The organism is Actinopolymorpha alba DSM 45243 (assembly GCF_000373925.1).
In the GTDB taxonomy this organism is placed as follows: Bacteria; Actinomycetota; Actinomycetes; order Propionibacteriales; family Actinopolymorphaceae; genus Actinopolymorpha; species Actinopolymorpha alba.
Map to the genome: position 1 here is coordinate 1 of NZ_KB892769.1, position 17,593 is coordinate 17,593.

Here is a 17,593-nt window from a genome sequence, read left to right on the forward strand (position 1 = left end):
GCTCCGCTCGCTCATGCGCGTCCTCGCTTCGCTCCGGGCGCGCATGAGGCACTCCAGACGCTGCGTTGATTGATTCGCTCGCTCCGCTCGCTCATTCCCTCGACCGTGGCTCATCGGTCAGGGGATGGCAAGCCACCCACGCCGCCGGGGATCCCAGTCGGCTTACCGAAGGCGCCCGCAATCCGCCACGGCGGTGGATAGCAGGCGTGACGCCGGCGGGCTTGCGCTATCCGCCCCGGGCCGCGGTCGAGGCGTGACGCCGACGGGCTCGCTCCTCCGGCGAGAGCCGCCAACCGTTTCCCTGCCGCTCGACGTAGCCGAGCAGGAGGAGGTGACCGAGGATGCCGAGTACGTCGTCGGCTGCGACGCCCGCGACCTCGGCGATGCGCGCCACGCCTCCGGCCCGGAGCACCGGCACCGCTTCCAGGACCTGCCGGGAGCGCGGGTCCAACGCATCCCGGGAGCGCTCCTCCCCAGCCTTGCGGGGCGCGAGGTCTTCACCGATCCGGCCGATGTGCTCGACGATCTCGTCCGCGTCGGTCACCAGGACGGCCGCGCCTTCGCGGACCATACGGTGGACGCCCGCGGAGGTGGTCGAGGTCACCGGACCGGGGACACCCATGACCTCCCGATGGCAGCGCTCCGCCCAGGCGGCAGTGTTGAGGGCGCCACTGCGCAGTGCCGCCTCCACCACCACCGTGCCCAGCGTGAGCGCGGCGATAAGCCGGTTGCGAATGAGGAACCGCGGCCGTCTGGGTGTGGAGCCGGGCGGCGCCTCACTGACCACGAGCCCGTCCTCCGCGATCCACCGGAACAGCTGCTCGTGGGCACGGGGATAAGGAACGTCGACTCCTGACGCGAGGACGGCCACCGTCTGGCCACCAGCAGCCAACGCGCCCCTGTGTGCGGACGCGTCGATCCCGAAGGCCCCGCCGGAAACCACCACAACGTCCCGATCAGCCAGTCCGGAGGACAGCTCGGCGGCAACGTAGAGGCCATACTGGCTTGCCGCACGAGCCCCGACCACCGCGCACGAGCGCAGGGTGACCTGGCGTAGGTCGGCGGTCCCACGAACCCACAGCGCGAGCGGGGGCCCGCCGCGCTGATCGACCGCCCCCGCCGTTGCCAGCAGGTCCAGGCTTTCCGGCCACTCCGGATCGCCCGGACACACCAGCCGTGCACCGGCCCGGTCAGCGACCGCGAGGTCCCGCTCGGGGTCATTCGCCGCGAGCCGCGTTTGGTAGTCGTCAAGGGCGCGCCCGGGGAAGTGTCCCGAGACGATCGCCTCGAGGGTCGCCTCGGCTCCGTGCTCATTGACGAAGCGGGCAAGGACGAGATCGCCCGGCTCGCCGAGTCGGGCGAGCGCGGCCCGGGCCAGTCGTTCGGCGTCGGACACCATGCTCAGTCCGTCCTTTCACGGCGTTCATCAAGCGAGGTGACCCGCGACGCGGTCGGTCCACGCCCACCGCTTCGGCGCGCCCCATCGAGCCGCCCCGCCTTCCTTGCGGACGCGCTGCCGGCCGGGTCATCACCCACCACTCGGCTCGACCTTCCGCCTCGCCCGCCAGCGGGCGCGCGGGCGCCGGCGGGCTCATGGCCAAGGCGCATCGTCAACGCGGTGAAGAGGTCGTGCCGACCTGGCCGATCCCGACCAGCCAGGTCCGCGAGCGTCCAGGCGATGCGCAACACCCGATCCGCACCGCGCGCGGTGATCCAACCGGACGACAGGTGCCCCTCGACGACAGGCATCGCGCCCGGGTCTGGCGGCCAGCGCCGGCGCAGGATGTAGCCGGGCACGTGAGCATTGAGCGTCCACGGCGTGCCCCGGAACCGGTCCGCCTGGCGCTCCCGAGCCTTCCGCACCCGATCCGCGACGACGGCGGTCGACTCTATCAGCCGCTGGTCGGCCATCATCTCCGCCCTGGCGACCGGCTCCACCAACTGCAGGATGTCGATCCGGTCGCGGATCGGTCCGGAGAGCCGTTGCTGGTAACGCGCCCTGGCCTGCGAGGAGCACGTGCAGTAGATGCCCTTGCCGTACGCCCGGCCGCATGGGCACGGATTGGCGGCCAGCACCAGCTGGAACCTGGCCGGGAAGCGCGCCGTGCCGGCCGACCGGGCGATGACGACCTCGCCGTGCTCGAGCGGTTGGCGGAGAGCGTCGAGAACGGCGGGCCGGAACTCTGGTGCCTCGTCAAGGAAGAGAATGCCCCGGTGTGCCAGCGACACAGCACCGGGCCGGGCGATCCGGGAACCCCCGCCCACCAGGGCCGGCAGGGATGCCGAATGATGAGGATCGCAGTACGGCGGACGCACGACAAGCGGCGCGTCGGCCGGCAGCAGGCCGGCGACCGAATGGATGGCCGTGACCTCCAGCGCCTCCACCGGAGGTAGGTCTGGCAGCAGGCCGGGCATCCGCTCGGCCAGCATGGTCTTGCCGGCGCCGGGTGGGCCCGAGAGAAACAGATGGTGTCCACCCGCCGCCGCCACCTCGACCGCTCGACGCGCCGCGGTCTGGCCCAGCACCTCCGCCAGGTCAAGGGCGCCGAGTCGGTCTGAGCGCGGCAGGACCCCAGCATCGTCGTCGGCCGTCACCTCGGCTCGGGCGTACGGCGGCTCGTCAGGCACCTCCTCCCCGCGCAGGATCGACACCACCTGACGCAGGGTCCGGACTCCGAAGACCTCGACGTCCTCCACCAACCTGGCCTCGCCCATGTTGGTTTCCGGAACGATGAACCTCCGGCACCCCGCCATCGAGGCCGCAAGCACCGACGGCAGCGCACCCCGCACCGCCTTCACGCGCCCGTCGAGCCCCAGCTCACCCAGGAACACCACTCCATCGACGGCACCCTGCGACACCACCCCCGCGGCACCGAGCACGGCGACGGCGATCGCGAGGTCGAAGTGGGCACCGGCCTTGGGCAGGGTCGCCGGTGACAGAGCGACGGTCAGTTTGCGTTGAGGCCAGTCGTGGGCGGAGTTGGCGACCGCCGCACGAACGCGTGACCGGGCTTCGGCCAGTGCGGCGTCGGGCAGGCCAACCAGGCTGAACCCCGGGAGGCCGTTGCCGATGTGTGCTTCGACCTCGACAAGGTGGCCCTCGACACCGACCAGCGCCACCGAGCGTGCTCGCGCCAACGCCATGTCACTCCACCCCTCGCACGTGGTCGACGACAGCCGGCGCCGAACCCTTGTGCAACACGCCGATGACGTCGATCCGTACGCCACCTGGCCGGAGCTCGTGCTCGGCCAGCCACCGCGCGGCGAGCCGGCGGAGCCGGGCGGCCTTCTCCCAGGTCACCGCCTCCAGCGGCGAGCCGAAGCCCAGGCCGGTGCGGGTCTTCACCTCGCACACGACCAGGACGTCGCCGTCTCGGGCGACGATGTCGATCTCGCCGAGTTCGCATCGCCAGTTGCGTGCCAGCACGACAAATCCACACGCCTGCAGATGACGGACCGCCAACTCCTCGCCGTGGCGACCGATCAGGTCTTTCGCCCGCACAGGTGATCACCTCCGCCACCCACCTTGGGCCAGGCGGGCATGCGGTGACGGCGTGCCGGGTCAGCCTGTGGACGAAGTCAGCCGATCTGCCGACTGTGGACAAAAACCTGGCATTGGCCGTCCCACCCGAGGCTGCCTGATATACGGGTATGAGCAGTGCGTTCGGCGCCGCGGACCGGATGTGCCAGCCCGCGTTCCGGCCCGTCCCCGGACGTCGCTTTCGTCGGTATGCCAAGCGGAAGAGAGGCGCATGACGGAAACCGTCGCGAGGACTGTCGTACGCCTTCTCGCCGACGCGGGGGTACGCACCGCCTACACCGTCCCCGGCGAGTCCTTCCTTCCGCTGCTCGACGAACTCCAGGCCGAGCCACGCATCCGCCTCGTATCGACCCGGCACGAGAGCGGTGCGGCGTTCATGGCGGAGGCCGAGGGCAAGCTCACGGGCCGGCCGGCCCTCGCGTTGGCGAGCCGGGGCCCGGGCGCCGCCAACCTGGCGATCGGGCTCCACACCGCCGACCAGGACCAGACCGGGCTGATCGCGATCCTCGGACAGGTGGAGTCGAACGTACGCGGCCGCGAGGCGTTCCAGGAGGTGGACCTCGCGGACTTCTGTGCACCGATCAGCCGATGGTCTCGCGAGGCCGTCGACGCCGCCGACGTACCCGCCCTCACCGTCGAGGCGTACGCCCGCGCTGTCGGATCCCGGCCCGGCCCCGCCATCCTGAGCGTCCCGACCGACTTCTGGTCCCAGCCGTACGACGGTGAGCCGCCGCCGATCGCCTCGATCCCGCCGTTCAGCACGCACCCGCCCTCACCCGCGGGCACGGTGGACCAGGCCGCCCGCGAACTCGCCCGGCTGATCGCGCGGGCTCGCCACCCCGTCGCCATCGCCGGGCCGGGCGACCGGATCGGCCGGACGGCGTTATGCCAGGCCTCCGAGCGGTGCGGCTTCGGCGTCTACGTGGCCTTCCGGCGCCAGGACAGCGTCGACGAAGATCACCCGCACTTCCTCGGCCATCTCGGGCTCGGCGTTCCCGATCGCATCCGGCGCGGCCTCGACGACGCCGACCTGGTGGTGCTTCTGGGTACCCGCCTCGACGCGATCACCTCGCAGGACTTCCGTTATCCGCTACCCGGACAGCACCTGGTCATCGTCGGCCGGGGACTTCCGTCTCCCAGGCACGACGGCCCGACCACCGTCCTCGACGTCGACCCGCAACGCGTCCTTGACAGGCTGGCAGGCAAGGACGTGGTTGCTGGGAACGCTCCCACGACGCGGTCCTGGGATCGCTACCACCAGGCCGCGGTGGCGTACGCCGTTCCCCCGACCAACCACGGCGCGAACGGCATCCATCCGGCCGATGTCGTCACCGCGTTGCGCCGGCTGGCTCCCGACGACGTGATCCTCACCAACGACGCCGGCAACTTCGCGGCCTTCCTGCATCGCTACTGGCGGTTTCGTACGTCGCACCGCCTGCTCGGCCCGTGCAACGGCGCGATGGGCTACGCGGTGCCGGCAGCGGTGGCCGCCAAGCTCGCCCGGCCGCACCAGAGCGTGGTCGCTCTGGTCGGAGACGGCGGGATCCTCATGACCGGACAGGAGATCGAGACCGCGGTGCGGTACGACGCGCCCATCGTGGTGGTGGCCTTCCAGAACGGCATGTACGGCACGATCGCGATGCACCAGGCACTAAGGCAAGGCCGCCTTGCCGCCGTCGACATCGGCCGGCTCGACCTCGCGCGATGGGCGGAGGGCCTTGGCGCTAAGGGCATCGTCCTCGACGACCCGGCCGACATCGAGGACGCGCTCCGAACGGCCTTGCGGAGCACGCGTCCCTGCGTCGTCGACGTGCGCACCGACCCGGACGTCATCGCCCCCGAACGCCGACTCTCCCAACTGCTGTGACCATGCCGCGTCCCACACCGGAAGGGGAATCCCTTGGCCCGCAAGCGCCCTGACGAACTCCGCAGCCACCGGTGGTACGGCGACCCAGGGCTCCGCGCCTTCGGCCACCGCTCGCGTACCCGCCAGATGGGCATCGCCGCTGAGGAGCACCTCGGTAAGCCCGTGATCGGTGTGATCAACACCTGGAGCGAGATCAACCCGTGCCACACCCACCTGCGGCAGCGCGCCGAGGAGGTGAAGCGGGGCGTCTGGCAGGCCGGCGGCTATCCGGTCGAGTTGCCGGCGATGTCGCTGTCGGAACCGTTCCAGAAGCCGAGCACCATGCTCTATCGCAACCTGCTGGCGATGGAGACCGAAGAGTTGCTCCGCTCCTACCCCATCGACGGCGCCGTCCTGCTGGGCGGCTGCGACAAAACCACGCCCGCGTTGCTGATGGGCGCGATCAGCATGGACGTACCCGCGATCTTCGTACCGGCCGGCCCCATGCTGCGCGGCAACTGGCGCGGTCAGGTGCTGGGGAGCGGGAGCGACGTCTGGAAGTACTGGGACGAGAAGCGCGCCGGCGTGATCGGCGAGGAGGAATGGGCCGAGATCGAGGAGGGCATCGCGCGATCGCCCGGCCACTGCATGACGATGGGTACGGCGTCGACGATGACCTCAGCTGCCGAGGCGCTCGGCATGACACTGCCCGGTGCGGCATCGATCCCAGCCGCGGACTCCACGCACGCCCGGATGGCGGCGGCCAGTGGACGCCAGATCGTCGAGATGGTGTGGAACGACCGCCGCCCGTCCCACATCCTCGACGAACGCGCCTACCACGACGCCGTCGCGACGGTCCTTGCCCTCGGCGGATCCACCAACGCCGTCATCCACCTGATCGCGATGGCTGCCCGTAGCAAGGTGCGGTTGACACTGGACGACTTCGACGCGCTCTCCCGGCAGGTACCCGTCCTCGCCAACCTGCGCCCGACCGGCGCCCATCTGATGGAGGACTTCTACTACGCGGGCGGTCTGCGTGCCCTCCTTGCCCGCCTCCGCGACGTCCTCCATCTGGACCGGCCCACCGTGACCGGCAGGCAGCTCAGGGATGTGCTCGCGGGTGCCGAGGTCTTCGACGACGACGTGATCCGCCCGCTCGACAAACCGGTCTGGCCCGAGGGCGGGCTCGCGGTGTTGCGCGGCAACCTCGCCCCCGGCGGCGCGGTCATCAAGCACGCGGCCGCCGAACGCCGCTTCCACCGGCACACGGGCCCGGTGGTCGTCTTCGACGGCTACCAGGACCTACAGCGGCGGATCAACGACGAGCGGCTCCCGATCACGCCCGACACCGTGCTGGTCCTGCGGGGCGCCGGCCCCAAGGGCGGCCCAGGGATGCCGGAGTACGGCATGCTGCCGATTCCTGACCGGCTGCTGAAACAGGGCGTACGCGACATGCTGCGGATCTCGGACGCGCGGATGAGCGGGACGAGCTACGGCGCCTGCGTGCTTCACGTGGCGCCCGAATCCCACGTGGGAGGTCCGCTCGCCCTGCTCCGCGACGGTGACCTGGTGACGCTCGACGTGGCCGCGCGTCGGCTCGACGTCGAGCTGTCACCCGCCGAGCTCGAAACCCGGAGGCAGAGCTGGACACCGCCGGCACCGGCGTACAGTCGCGGCTACGGCGCGTTGTACCTCTCGCACATCACGCAGGCCGACGAGGGATGCGACTTCGACGTCCTGGCACGCCACGACGAGGTCACCGAACCAGAGAGCCGCTGAACCGCCGGGCACCGAACCTCGCGAACCACCGCGCCCCGCGAACCACCGCGCCCCGCGAACCGGCAAGCCCGCGGGGCCAGTGTCGCGGTGCGGGCCTAGCGCGCCTGTAGCGCGTCCAGACCGACCGCCATCGCGCAGACGAGTCGCCGATCGATCGCCGGGTCATGGACGGTCACGTCGTAGTGGTCGCGCAGCCCGAGCCGGCGCTCCACCGACATCACCGGTCGCCCGTCGGCGGTGCTGAAGTCGAAGTGGTAGGGCCACGGGAAGGAGTCGAGCACCCGGCGCAGGATCGCGACGGGCATGCTCCGCTCCTGGCCGCTGCACTCGCCAAGGCCGGGCTGGCCGATGTGCCAGGTGGTCCGCAGCAGCGACTGCCCGAAGTCCTTGCGGAACCACCCGATCGGGTTGCCGTCCGCGGTCGTCACGTCGTAGGTCGCGCCGAGGTCGACGACCGAACGCGCCTTGAAGCCGAAAAGCGGGAGGGTGCGTTGCTCGTCGGCGTACAGCGTCACCTGCTCCTTGAAGGCCATCCGCTTCTGCTGAGCCAGCGCCACTCGCTGCCCACCGGCCCAGATCTCGTAGCGGTTGACCATGAAAGTGATTCGCTGGCGGACCTCGAGATGCTGCTGACTCTGCAGCGCGGCGAAGTCCATCAGCGGCTCCCGAAGGTGTCGTCGTCCTTGGGCAGCTCGAAGTCGCTCTTGGCAAGCTCCTCGACGTTGACGTCCTTGAACGTCACAACCTTGACGTTCTTGACGAACCTGGCGGGACGGTACATATCCCACACCCAGGCGTCTGACATGGTCACCTCGAAGTAGGTCTCGCCGCCCTCACTGCGCACCTTGAGGTCGACGTGGTTGGCGAGATAGAAACGCCGGTCGGTCTCGACGACGTACTTGAAGATGCCTACGACGTCGCGGTACTCCCGGTAGAGCTGCAGCTCCATCTCGGTTTCGTACTTCTCGAGGTCTTCGGCGCTCATCCGCTGCGCTCCCCTCCTCGAGGCAGGCTCCCCGTGGTCACACTCACCAGGTCCTCGTTGTCTGTGGGTCGATCGGCTTCGTCGGCGACGGCCGTCGCCTCCGGTCCATTCTCGCCCATGGGACCGACAGGAACCTGGGACGGTCGTGGTCCCTCGGCTCCGGCCGCTCGCAGGACGTTGACCCAGCGTAGACGGTGTTCTGGACACGGTCCGTGGCGATCAAGGGCCGCTTGGTGATCGGCCGTGCAGTACCCCTTGTGGGTGGCGAAATCGTACGCTGGATACCGCTCGTGCAGCTCCGCCATGATCCGGTCGCGGGTCACCTTGGCGATCACGGACGCCGCCGCGATGCAGGCGACCACCCGGTCGCCCTTCCACACCGCCAGGCCCGGCGTGCCGAGGCCGTCCACCGGAAATCCGTCGGTCAGGACGTAGGACGGGAGGGTGTCGAGTTGGAAGAGTGCCCGGCGCAAGGCCTCGATATTGACCCGATGCATCCCGAGTCGGTCGCATTCGGCCGGGGGTACAACGACGACCGACCAGGCCAGCGCCCGACGGACCACCTCGGCGTAGCAGCGTTCCCGCGCTTTGGCGGTGAGCAGCTTGGAGTCAGCCAGGCCGGGTATCTCACCCCGGCGCCCCTCGGGCAGGATCACCGCGGCGGACACCAGCGGGCCCGCGCACGCCCCACGGCCGGCCTCGTCAACACCCGCGACGGGAGTGAGCCCGCCTCTCCGGAGCGCCCGCTCGTAGGCGTACAGGCCCGAGTCCCGCCGGACCACCACCCGACGCGATGCACGCATCGATCAGACCTCCCTGGCCACCTACCCGGCGCGCGGCCACCCCCTCATTCTGGGCCTTCGATCCGTGGCGCCGACCGCTGACTCCGGACCCTCACCCGGGCGACCACCCGCCGCGCCGATCCGGCCCTTGCTACCCGCGAGGTCGGTCGCGCCGGCGGCGTAGGACGTGGCGACGCAGGCCCGCGATCGGGAAGACCACCCCGGCCGCCGCGAGCACCGGCACGGCTCCCGTGGCCGCACCGGACACAGGACCGATGATCTGACTGGCCAGGCCCGCCTCGGCGTATGCGGCCGGGCGGTTGAGAAGCGCCATCCGGTCGAGCGGCCACACCACCACGAAAGCACGACCCAACACGTGGTCGGTCGGGATGGTGCCGCCACCTGGGTCACCGAGATGGGAGCGGGAGTCTGCGGACGCCGAGCGGTGGTCACCCATCACCCAGACTCGATCGGGTGCGACCTTGATGTCGAACGGCGTCAGCGACGGCGCGTCACCGGCGTAGAGGTAGGTCGACTCCTCCAGCGGCTTGCCGTTGACCGTGATGCGGTCCTGCTTGTCGCAGCACACCACACGATCGCCAGGCAGGCCGATGACCCGCTTGATGAAGTCCTTCTCGCCGACCGTGGTGAACCCGAACAGCTCGCCGACCTGCTGGAGGAAGCGCTGGGGGGCGCCCTCCGGCTCGGGGATGGTGACTTCGCTCTCCCAGGAGTCCGCGCCGTTGAACACGATCACGTCTCCGCGCTCGATCTCACCGAGCCGGTAGGAGAGCTTGTTGACCAGGACGCGATCCCCCGGGACGAGGGTGTTCTCCATCGACTCCGACGGGATGTAGAACGCCTGGATCAGGAACGTCTTGATGAGGAGCGCCAACCCCAGCGCGAGGATGACGAGAACCGGCAACTCCCGCCAGAACGAGCGTTCCTTGCCAGATCGCCGGGCAGAGTCGTCCTTGCCGGACTCATCGTTCGACCCCAACGTCGGCGTCCTCTCCGAGACTGTCTCGCGATTAGTCGCGATCTCCCGCTCGTCCACCTGATCGAGCCTAGCGGGCAGGGTCAGCGCGCGGGCGTGGACTCGCGCTTCTCCTTGATCTTGGCGGCCTTACCGCGCAGACCGCGGACGTAGTAGAGCTTGGCGCGCCGGACGTCACCGCGGGTGGCGACCTCGATCTTCTCGATCACCGGGGTGTGCAGGGGGAAGGTCCGCTCGACGCCGACGCCGAAGCTGACCTTGCGGACGGTGAACGTTTCCTTGATCCCGGAGCCGGAACGCCGGATGCAGACACCCTGGAACACCTGGACCCGGGTGCGGTTGCCCTCGACGACCTTCACATGCACCTTGAGGGTGTCGCCTGCCTGGAACCCCGGAACGTCGGAACGCAGGGAAGCGGCATCGACGGCATCGAGCGAAGTCATGATCTCTCCTCGTGGTGCCACAGGTCACCACTGGTAGCAGTGGGCAACTCGTCACGCTTGCCGGGCAGACCATCGAACCCGGGCATTCCCCCTATGGCAGGAATGCGGCTGGCGGTGATCCGCACAGCATCAGCGCCCAAGTGTGACATACGAACACGGGAACCCGGACATCGGCCGCCACGGTCGACCCGCGGGACCTCACCCCTGATCAGACCAGCCCTCAGCGCCCAGCACCTCGCGGTCATGGGCGTCCAACGCCTCCGCGAGAAGTCGTCGCAGCAGGTCGGGCCGCCGACGAATCGTCCGCCGGAGCGCCTCGTCCCGGCGCCAGCGCGCGATCTGGCCGTGGTGGCCTGACAGAAGGACCGGGGGTACGTCGAGATCCCGCCAGTTCGACGGTTTCGTGTAGACGGGGTACTCCAGGAGGCCGGCACTGTGGGACTCCTCGACCAGCGACTCGGGATTGCCGAGTACGCCAGGAAGCAGCCGGGCCACCGCCTCGACGATCACCAGGACCGCCACCTCGCCGCCGGCGAGTACGTAGTCACCGATGGACACCTCGTCGACCCGCATCCGGCGGGCGGCGTACTCGACGACCCGGTGGTCGATCCCTTCGTACCGGCCGCAGGCGAACACCAGCCAGGGTTCGGCGGCAAGTTCCTCCGCGAGGCCCTGCGTGAAGGGTGTGCCCGCGGGCGTGGGAACGACAAGGCGGGGTTGCGGGCCCTCCTCGGGCGCCAGCGCGTCCAAAGCCTCACCCCAGGGCTCGGGCCGCATCACCATCCCGGCGCCGCCGCCGTACGGCGTGTCGTCGACGGTGCGGTGCCGGTCGTGCGTCCAGGTGCGCAGGTCGTGGACCCGCAGGTCGAGCGTGCTTGCCTCGACCGCCTTCCCGACCAGGGAGAGCCGGAGCGGCGCGAGATAGTCGGGAAAGATCGAGATGACGTCCAGCCTCACGTGGCGCCACCCTCGGACTCGAGGAGGCCGGGCGGTGGGTTGATGACGAGCCGCCGCCCGTCGAGATCAACCTCCGGAACCACCGCCGCGACGAACGGGACGAGGATCTCCTCACCGCTCTCGGCGCGGACCGCCAGCACCTCCTGCATCGGGAGGTGCAGCACCTCGGCGACGGCACCGACCGGTGCGCCCGAGACGGTTTCGACCGCGAGCCCGACCAACTGGTGGTCGTAGAACTCGTCCGGATCTTCGGGCCGCTCGTCGTCTGGAACGTCGACCACCAGAAAGACACCGCGGATGCCTTCGGCAGCGGCACGGTCCGCGATCCCCTCGAACCTCACGAGGAGGCGGGCGCCGTGCCAGTGGGTGGACTCGATCGTCAACGTCCCCGCGTCAGTGGCGAACTCCGCCCCGGGGGCGAGCCGCTCATCGGGCGCGTCGGTGCGTACGTCGACCGTGACCTCGCCACGAAGGCCGTGCGCGCGGCCGACTTTGCCAACGATCAACTCCATCGAGGCCAGCCTCCGCAGTGTAGTTCCGGCCCTGCACGCATCACGTCGATCCAGGACGCCCTCGACCGGACGACGTCGCCGATGGATCAGCGACCGGATCGGCCGCGGGCCTCGACGAAGTCGATGCGGGGGCTGCGGCCGTTGTCGAGGGCGCCAATGACAGTACGGATCGCGTGGGCGGTGCGACCCCGACGTCCGATCACTCGACCGAAGTCGTCGGGGTGCACGCGTACTTCGTACGTCCGACCGCGCCGAAGCTCCCGGGTCGTCACCCGGACATCATCCGGGTGCGCGACGATGCCGCGAACCACATGCTCCAAAGCCTCGGCGAACATCACTCAGCCCTCGCCCTGCGCCGCGTCCGCGGTCTCGGCGGCGTCCTTGGACTCCGCCTGCTCCGCGCCCTTCTCATCCGCGGCCGGCTTCTCCTCGGCCTTGGGCTTGCGGGACTTCTTCTGGCTGACAGCCTCGCTCTGGGGCCCGGAGTGCGCGTCACGCAGCGCCTCGTCATAGAGGGCGCGCTTCTCGGCCTTCGGGGCGAGCACCCGCAGCGGCTCGGCGGGAGCCGGCTCGCCCTTGAACTTCTGCCAGTCGCCGGTGCGCTTCAGGATGGCGACGACGGGCTCGGTGGGCTGCGCCCCCACGGACAGCCAGTGCTGCACGCGCTCGGAGTTGACCTCGATGAAGCTCGGGTCACTCTTGGGGTGGTACTTACCGATCTGCTCGATCGTCTTACCGTCGCGCTTGGTCCGAGAGTCAGCGACGACGATCCGGTAGTGGGGCGCACGGATCTTGCCCATGCGCTTCAGCCTGATCTTGACGGCCACGGGTGTGGTGTCTCCCTTGGTGAATGCTCTGTGGCATGAGGGGTGAGCTGACGCACGCCACGTGGGGAGCGGCGCCGACATCTCGCAGGGACCCGACCGGCCACGGGTGAGAGGGCTCGCGACCGGCGGACTCGGTCGACCATTCTGCCAGACGTCACGCCGATGTTTCGCACACGGTGTGGACCCGTCACCCGGTCAGCCGCCGGAGGCTCACCCGGTGGCTGACGCGGAGGCTGACCCGGAGGCGGCGCGGCGGACGAAGCCGGCCAGGTCAGCGCTCTGCTGGAGCCGGCTCGGCTCGTGGACGTACATCATGTGACCTGCGTGGTAATTGCACATCTCGATGTTGGCGCGGAGTTCCGCCGGCAAGGAGAGGTGTGCCAGGGCGTGCTCGGCGGCGAAGTACGGCGTCGCGCCGTCGTAGTAGCCGCATCCGACCTGGATCTGTAGGTGCGGGTTGTGCCGCATCGCCTCGGCGAGGGTCGGCGCGACGCTCACCTCCCGACCCTCGAACTCCTCGAAACTCCAGGGTCGGACCCGGTCGGTGAGGATTTCGTACGGCAGGTCGTTCTCGTACCCCAGATCAACCCGGACGTAGTGGTTGAGAGCCGCGGTGTACCGCCCGTGGATCGCGGCGTAACTCGGGTCGTAGGTGCCGTGCTCCCCGCCGTCGTCCGCCTCCAAACCGGTGAACCGCCCGTCGAGCCGCCCGACGGTGAGTCGCCGGTCGCGGAGCAACTCCCGGAAGAACCTCTGATGCTCGAGCCGCAGGTCGACCCGGTCGACGTACTCCTCTGACAGTCCGGTCACGCGGGCGAGCCGGCGCACTGTTTCGGCACGCTCCTCGGCCGGCATCCGGTCTCCCCGTGCCAGGGCGTAGGGGTAGTCCCGGTTGGCGAATTCCTCCGCTTCCCGGAGTACGTCGTCGAGCGGGCGGTCGCCGTGCCGGCCGTGATAATGGGCGATCGCGGCATAGGTCGGCAAGAACAACGGATGCGGCAGATCGTGCGTGTCGGCGAACCGGACCGTCCCCATGTCGAGCACCGACGAGATGAGCATGATGCCGTTGAGGTACAGGCCGTACCGCTGCTGGAGATGACCTGCCAGCGCCGCCGCGCGGAGCGTGCCGTACGACTCCCCCGCCAGGAACTTCGGCGACATCCAGCGGCCGTTGCGTGAGGTCCACAGGCGGATGAGCTCGCCGACGGACTCGAGGTCACCCCGGAAACCGTGGTAGTCGGCGGGTTTGCCGTTCTGGACCACCCGGGAGTAACCGGTCGAAACCGGGTCGATGAACACCAGGTCGGAGTGTTCGAGCAGGCTCTCGGGGTTGGGGCCGAGCGCGTACGGCGGCGGAAGCAGCGCGCCCGCGTCCCCCATCAGCACCCGACGCGGCCCCATCAGGCCGAGGTGCAGCCACACGCTGGAAGAACCCGGCCCGCCGTTGAACGCGAACGTCACGGGGCGCGTCGCTGGAAGGCGGCCGTGACGAACAACTCGGCTCTGGCCTGGTGCCCGTCGAAGGCGCCGTCTGTGTGCACCTCCTCGCGGAGGACCACCCGCCCGGTCGTAGCCGTGTAGGCGAACTCGCCAACGGGCGTGGCCAACGTATGCCGGGTGGTGACGAGGTGGTCAGCCGGCGCTGGCGGCGTTGAGTTGGCGTTCCGGCCGCCGCCGTTCTGGGAGCCGGCGTTCGGGCTGCCGTTGTGGGGGCCGGCGTTGTGGGGGCTGTTGTCGTCGCTGCCGGATCCGTGCGGGTTTGGCGCTGTCGGCATGCTCCGAACCTGGCGCCGCGCCACCCACCCACCCACCCGCGGCCTGCCCTGATCACACTCTGGCCATCTTGATCTTCGCCACCGCCGCGCTCGCCTGCTGCCGGACCTCACGTGGCAGATGCCCACCTCACACGGCAAATTTCGAACCCTCATCGCGTACACCCAGGCCGCCCGGATATTGAGATCACGGCGTCGGCGAGGTCAGCGGACGACAGCGCCCCGGAGCACGATCCGTGCCGGCGCCGCGAGAACGCCGAGGTTGTCGAGCGGGTTGTCGGCGTACACCACGAAGTCGGCTGGTGCGCCCTCGTGCAGACCCGCGTTGAGCCCGAGCCACTCGCGCGCCCGCCACGACCCCGCACCGAGCGCGTCGTACGCCGACAACCCCACGCGCTCATGGAGCATCCGGATCTCGGTCGCGATCAGGCCGTGTGGCAGCACTCCACCCGCGTCGGTGCCGGCGTAGATCGGCACCCCCGCGGCGTACGCCGCACGCAGCGTCTCGTCGACCCGGCCATACAGCTCCCGCATGTGGACCGCGTACGCCGGGAACTTCGGCTCGCCCTGGTCGGCGTACCGCGGGAAGTTGTCCACCTGCCGCCGGGTCGGAACCAGCGCGACCTGGCGCTCCGCCATGATCGCGACCAGCTCGGGTGAGAGTCCGGTGCCGTGTTCGAGGCAGTCGATGCCCGCCGCCAGCAGGTCGGGCAGCGCCTCCTCGCCAAAGACGTGGGCCGTCACCCGGGCGCCGAGTTCGTGCGCCTTCGCGATCGCCGCGGCGAGCGCGTCACCTGGCCAGCAGGGCGTGAGGTCACCGGCGTCCCGGTCGATCCAGTCGCCGACCAGCTTGACCCACCCGTCACCCCGGCGCGTCTGGTCGGCCACGGTGTCGACGAGTTCGTGCGGCTCGATCTCGACGCCGTAGTTACGGATATAGCGCTTGGAACGAGCGACGTGCCGGCCGGCCCGGATGATGTGGGGAAGATCCGCACGGTCGTCGATCCAGCGGGTGTCGGCGGCGCTGCCGGCGTCCCGGATGAGCAGGGTGCCGGCGTCCCGGTCGGCGAGCGCCTGCTCCTCCTGCACAGCGGGCGGGACCGCGCCGTCGGCGTCGAGGCCGACGTGGCAGTGCGCGTCGACAAGGCCGGGAACGACGTACCCCACGGCGACCGTCTCCGCCCCGGCGACGCGCTCGTAGGTGACCCGCCCGTCGACGACGTACAGGTCCCGATGGTCACCCTCAGGCAACACCACGCCGCGGACGTGCAGGGGCGCCGGCCCAGGCGCTCCTGCCGCGCTCACTTCCCGTCTTTCGGCAGGAGGTCGCGGAACTCCTTCGGCAGCTCGAACCCCTCGGGCACGTCGGCCTGGCCCTTGAGCAGATCAGGCAGGTCGCCACCGCCGAACGCCTCGGGGACGGCGGACTCGCTCCCGTCTGCGGACTGAGCGGTCACGGCGTCCTGGCGGGCCCGCTTGGCGGGATTGCCCGAACGGCCGGCCTTCTGTTTCTTGCCCCCGCGGCCCTTCTTGCCCTTACGGCCACCAATGGCACCCATGCCCGGGATTCCAGGCATTCCGGGGATCCCCTTGCCCTGGCTGAGCTGGCTCATCATCTTGCGGGCTTCGAGGAAACGCTCGACGAGCAGGTTGACGTCGGTGACCGTGGCGCCCGAGCCGTTCGCGATCCGCGACCGACGCGAACCGTTGATGATCTTCGGGTCGTCCCGCTCGGACGGCGTCATCGAGCGGATGATCGCCTCGACCCGGTCGAGTTCGCGGTCGTCGAGTTGGTCGACCTGGTTGCGGATGTCACCAAGCCCCGGGAGCATCCCGAGGATCTTCGACAGCGACCCCATCTTGCGGACCGCCTGCATCTGCGCGAGGAAGTCCTCCAGGGTGAAGCCGCGCTCGGTCTTGAGCTTCTCGGCGACCCTGGCCGCCTGGTCTTCGTCGAACGCCTTCTCGGCCTGCTCGATGAGCGTGAGCACGTCGCCCATGCCGAGGATCCGGGACGCCATCCGGTCGGGGTGGAAGACGTCGAAGTCCTCGAGCTTCTCGCCGTTGGAGGCGAACATCACCGGTCGGCCGGTGACGTGCCGGACCGACAGCGCCGCACCACCGCGGGCGTCGCCGTCGAGCTTGGACAGGACGACACCGTCGAAGCCCACGCCGTCGCGGAACGCCTCCGCCGTGGTCACCGCGTCCTGACCGATCATTGCGTCGACCACGAAGAGGATCTCGTCAGGCTTCACGGCGTCGCGGATGTCGGCGGCCTGCCGCATCATGTCGGCGTCAATACCGAGCCGGCCGGCCGTGTCGACGATGACGACGTCGTAGAGCTTGCTGCGCGCGTGCTCGATGCTGCGCCGCGAGACGTCCACCGGGTCGCCGACGCCAGTCCCCGGCTCGGGCGCGAACACCGCCACCCCGGCCTGCTCACCGACCACCTGGAGCTGCTGGACGGCGTTGGGGCGCTGCAGGTCGGCGGCGACGAGCAGAGGCTGGTGACCCTGCTCCTTCAGCCAGCGCCCGAGCTTGCCGGCCAGCGTGGTCTTACCCGCACCCTGCAGACCGGCGAGCAGGATCACGGTCGGCGGCGTCTTGGCGAACCGCAGGCGCCGGGTGTCGCCGCCGAGGATCTTGATGAGCTCCTCGTTGACGATCTTGATGACCTGCTCGGCCGGGTTGAGCGCCTGGTGCACATCGGCGCCGCGAGCCCGCTCCTTGACCTGCCCGATGAAGTCACGCACCACCGGCAGGGCAACGTCGGCCTCCAGCAGCGCGATCCGGATCTCGCGGGCGGTGGTGTCGATGTCGGCGTCAGTGAGCCGACCCTTGCCGCGGAGTCGCTTGAACGTTGCTTCGAGGCGGTCCTGAAGTGTGGCGAACACGGTGGCAGTCTGGTCCTCGTTCGACGTGATGGGTCCTGGTCAGGGTATCCGCCTGACACCTGGGCGCGGACGCGCCGCCAGACGGTTTACGGAACGCAGCGTGCCAATTCTCCACGATGCATGCCGTATTGCGCGCGTCTCGTGGGCAATGATCACGTTAGCGTGGCCCTGCGCCCCTTCGCATAGTTACGTGGTCGTTACCCGCTTCGCATGGTGCGGAGCCAGGCGGGGCATGCGATGGCCACCATGGACGCGAGC

General features: G+C 69.7%; 17 protein-coding genes and 1 pseudogene. 2 read left to right on the forward strand and 16 right to left on the reverse strand.

Going from position 1 to position 17,593, the window contains the following annotated elements:
- Positions 1 to 226: 226 nt before the first annotated feature.
- The 3 genes from dprA to B141_RS0123665 are packed head-to-tail and all read right to left on the reverse strand — an operon-like array spanning position 227 to position 3,502.
- Positions 227 to 1,399: a DNA-processing protein DprA gene (dprA, locus tag B141_RS0123655; protein WP_020577669.1), complete on the reverse strand. Its 1,173-nt coding sequence runs from the start codon at positions 1,397 to 1,399 to the stop codon at positions 227 to 229.
- A gap of 2 nt (positions 1,400 to 1,401) precedes the next feature.
- Positions 1,402 to 3,144 (reverse strand): YifB family Mg chelatase-like AAA ATPase, encoded by a 1,743-nt coding sequence (locus B141_RS0123660; RefSeq protein WP_020577670.1) that lies wholly within the window; start codon positions 3,142 to 3,144, stop codon positions 1,402 to 1,404.
- Position 3,145: 1 nt separating this feature from the next.
- Complete coding sequence (locus tag B141_RS0123665; RefSeq protein ID WP_020577671.1) at positions 3,146 to 3,502, reverse strand: YraN family protein; 357 nt, start codon at positions 3,500 to 3,502, stop codon at positions 3,146 to 3,148.
- Positions 3,503 to 3,752: 250 nt separating this feature from the next.
- On the opposite strand from B141_RS0123665, the gene B141_RS0123670 reads away from it, so the two are divergent.
- Complete coding sequence (locus B141_RS0123670) at positions 3,753 to 5,408, forward strand: thiamine pyrophosphate-binding protein (RefSeq protein ID WP_020577672.1); 1,656 nt, start codon at positions 3,753 to 3,755, stop codon at positions 5,406 to 5,408.
- Between the two features lie 33 nt (positions 5,409 to 5,441).
- Positions 5,442 to 7,166 carry an L-arabinonate dehydratase gene (araD, locus tag B141_RS0123675; RefSeq protein WP_020577673.1) on the forward strand — a complete coding sequence of 575 codons (1,725 nt, stop codon included), beginning with the start codon at positions 5,442 to 5,444 and terminating at the stop codon, positions 7,164 to 7,166.
- Between the two features lie 95 nt (positions 7,167 to 7,261).
- Here the strand turns inward: araD and B141_RS0123680 are convergent, their stop codons facing one another.
- From B141_RS0123680 to ffh, 13 genes and pseudogenes are all read right to left on the reverse strand, one after another.
- Complete coding sequence (locus B141_RS0123680) at positions 7,262 to 7,822, reverse strand: LURP-one-related family protein (protein ID WP_020577674.1); 561 nt, start codon at positions 7,820 to 7,822, stop codon at positions 7,262 to 7,264.
- Positions 7,822 to 8,151 (reverse strand): DUF2469 domain-containing protein, encoded by a 330-nt coding sequence (locus B141_RS0123685; RefSeq protein ID WP_020577675.1) that lies wholly within the window; start codon positions 8,149 to 8,151, stop codon positions 7,822 to 7,824. Before B141_RS0123685 ends, B141_RS0123680 begins: the two co-directional genes overlap by 1 nt.
- Positions 8,152 to 8,312: 161 nt before the next feature.
- Positions 8,313 to 8,954: pseudogene (locus B141_RS42330) on the reverse strand (ribonuclease HII); the annotation flags it as partial.
- A gap of 130 nt (positions 8,955 to 9,084) precedes the next feature.
- Positions 9,085 to 9,990: a signal peptidase I gene (gene lepB / locus B141_RS0123695; RefSeq protein WP_202805886.1), complete on the reverse strand. Its 906-nt coding sequence runs from the start codon at positions 9,988 to 9,990 to the stop codon at positions 9,085 to 9,087.
- A gap of 23 nt (positions 9,991 to 10,013) precedes the next feature.
- Positions 10,014 to 10,373: a 50S ribosomal protein L19 gene (rplS, locus tag B141_RS0123700; protein WP_020577678.1), complete on the reverse strand. Its 360-nt coding sequence runs from the start codon at positions 10,371 to 10,373 to the stop codon at positions 10,014 to 10,016.
- Between the two features lie 198 nt (positions 10,374 to 10,571).
- Positions 10,572 to 11,330, reverse strand: coding sequence for a tRNA (guanosine(37)-N1)-methyltransferase TrmD (trmD, locus tag B141_RS0123705; protein ID WP_020577679.1), 759 nt, complete (start codon positions 11,328 to 11,330; stop codon positions 10,572 to 10,574).
- The gene (gene rimM / locus B141_RS0123710) at positions 11,327 to 11,842 is read right to left on the reverse strand and encodes a ribosome maturation factor RimM (protein WP_020577680.1); all 516 of its coding nucleotides are present in this window, start codon (positions 11,840 to 11,842) and stop codon (positions 11,327 to 11,329) included. The genes trmD and rimM overlap by 4 nt, the downstream gene beginning before the upstream one ends.
- An 86-nt stretch (positions 11,843 to 11,928) precedes the next feature.
- Positions 11,929 to 12,177 carry an RNA-binding protein gene (locus B141_RS0123715; protein WP_026257521.1) on the reverse strand — a complete coding sequence of 83 codons (249 nt, stop codon included), beginning with the start codon at positions 12,175 to 12,177 and terminating at the stop codon, positions 11,929 to 11,931.
- A 3-nt stretch (positions 12,178 to 12,180) separates the two neighbouring features.
- Complete coding sequence (rpsP, locus tag B141_RS0123720) at positions 12,181 to 12,750, reverse strand: 30S ribosomal protein S16 (RefSeq protein WP_474775227.1); 570 nt, start codon at positions 12,748 to 12,750, stop codon at positions 12,181 to 12,183.
- A 129-nt stretch (positions 12,751 to 12,879) separates the two neighbouring features.
- Complete coding sequence (locus B141_RS42335; protein ID WP_237742788.1) at positions 12,880 to 14,130, reverse strand: S10 family peptidase; 1,251 nt, start codon at positions 14,128 to 14,130, stop codon at positions 12,880 to 12,882.
- Positions 14,127 to 14,444 carry a hypothetical protein gene (locus B141_RS51600; RefSeq protein ID WP_237742789.1) on the reverse strand — a complete coding sequence of 106 codons (318 nt, stop codon included), beginning with the start codon at positions 14,442 to 14,444 and terminating at the stop codon, positions 14,127 to 14,129. The genes B141_RS42335 and B141_RS51600 overlap by 4 nt, the downstream gene beginning before the upstream one ends.
- A gap of 201 nt (positions 14,445 to 14,645) precedes the next feature.
- A complete protein-coding gene (locus B141_RS0123730; protein WP_237742790.1) occupies positions 14,646 to 15,746 on the reverse strand; it encodes an amidohydrolase family protein in 1,101 nt (366 codons plus the stop codon).
- Positions 15,743 to 17,335, reverse strand: a complete 1,593-nt coding sequence (gene ffh, locus B141_RS0123735) for a signal recognition particle protein (protein ID WP_020577684.1) — start codon at positions 17,333 to 17,335, stop codon at positions 15,743 to 15,745. Before ffh ends, B141_RS0123730 begins: the two co-directional genes overlap by 4 nt.
- Between the last annotated feature and the right edge of the window lie 258 nt (positions 17,336 to 17,593).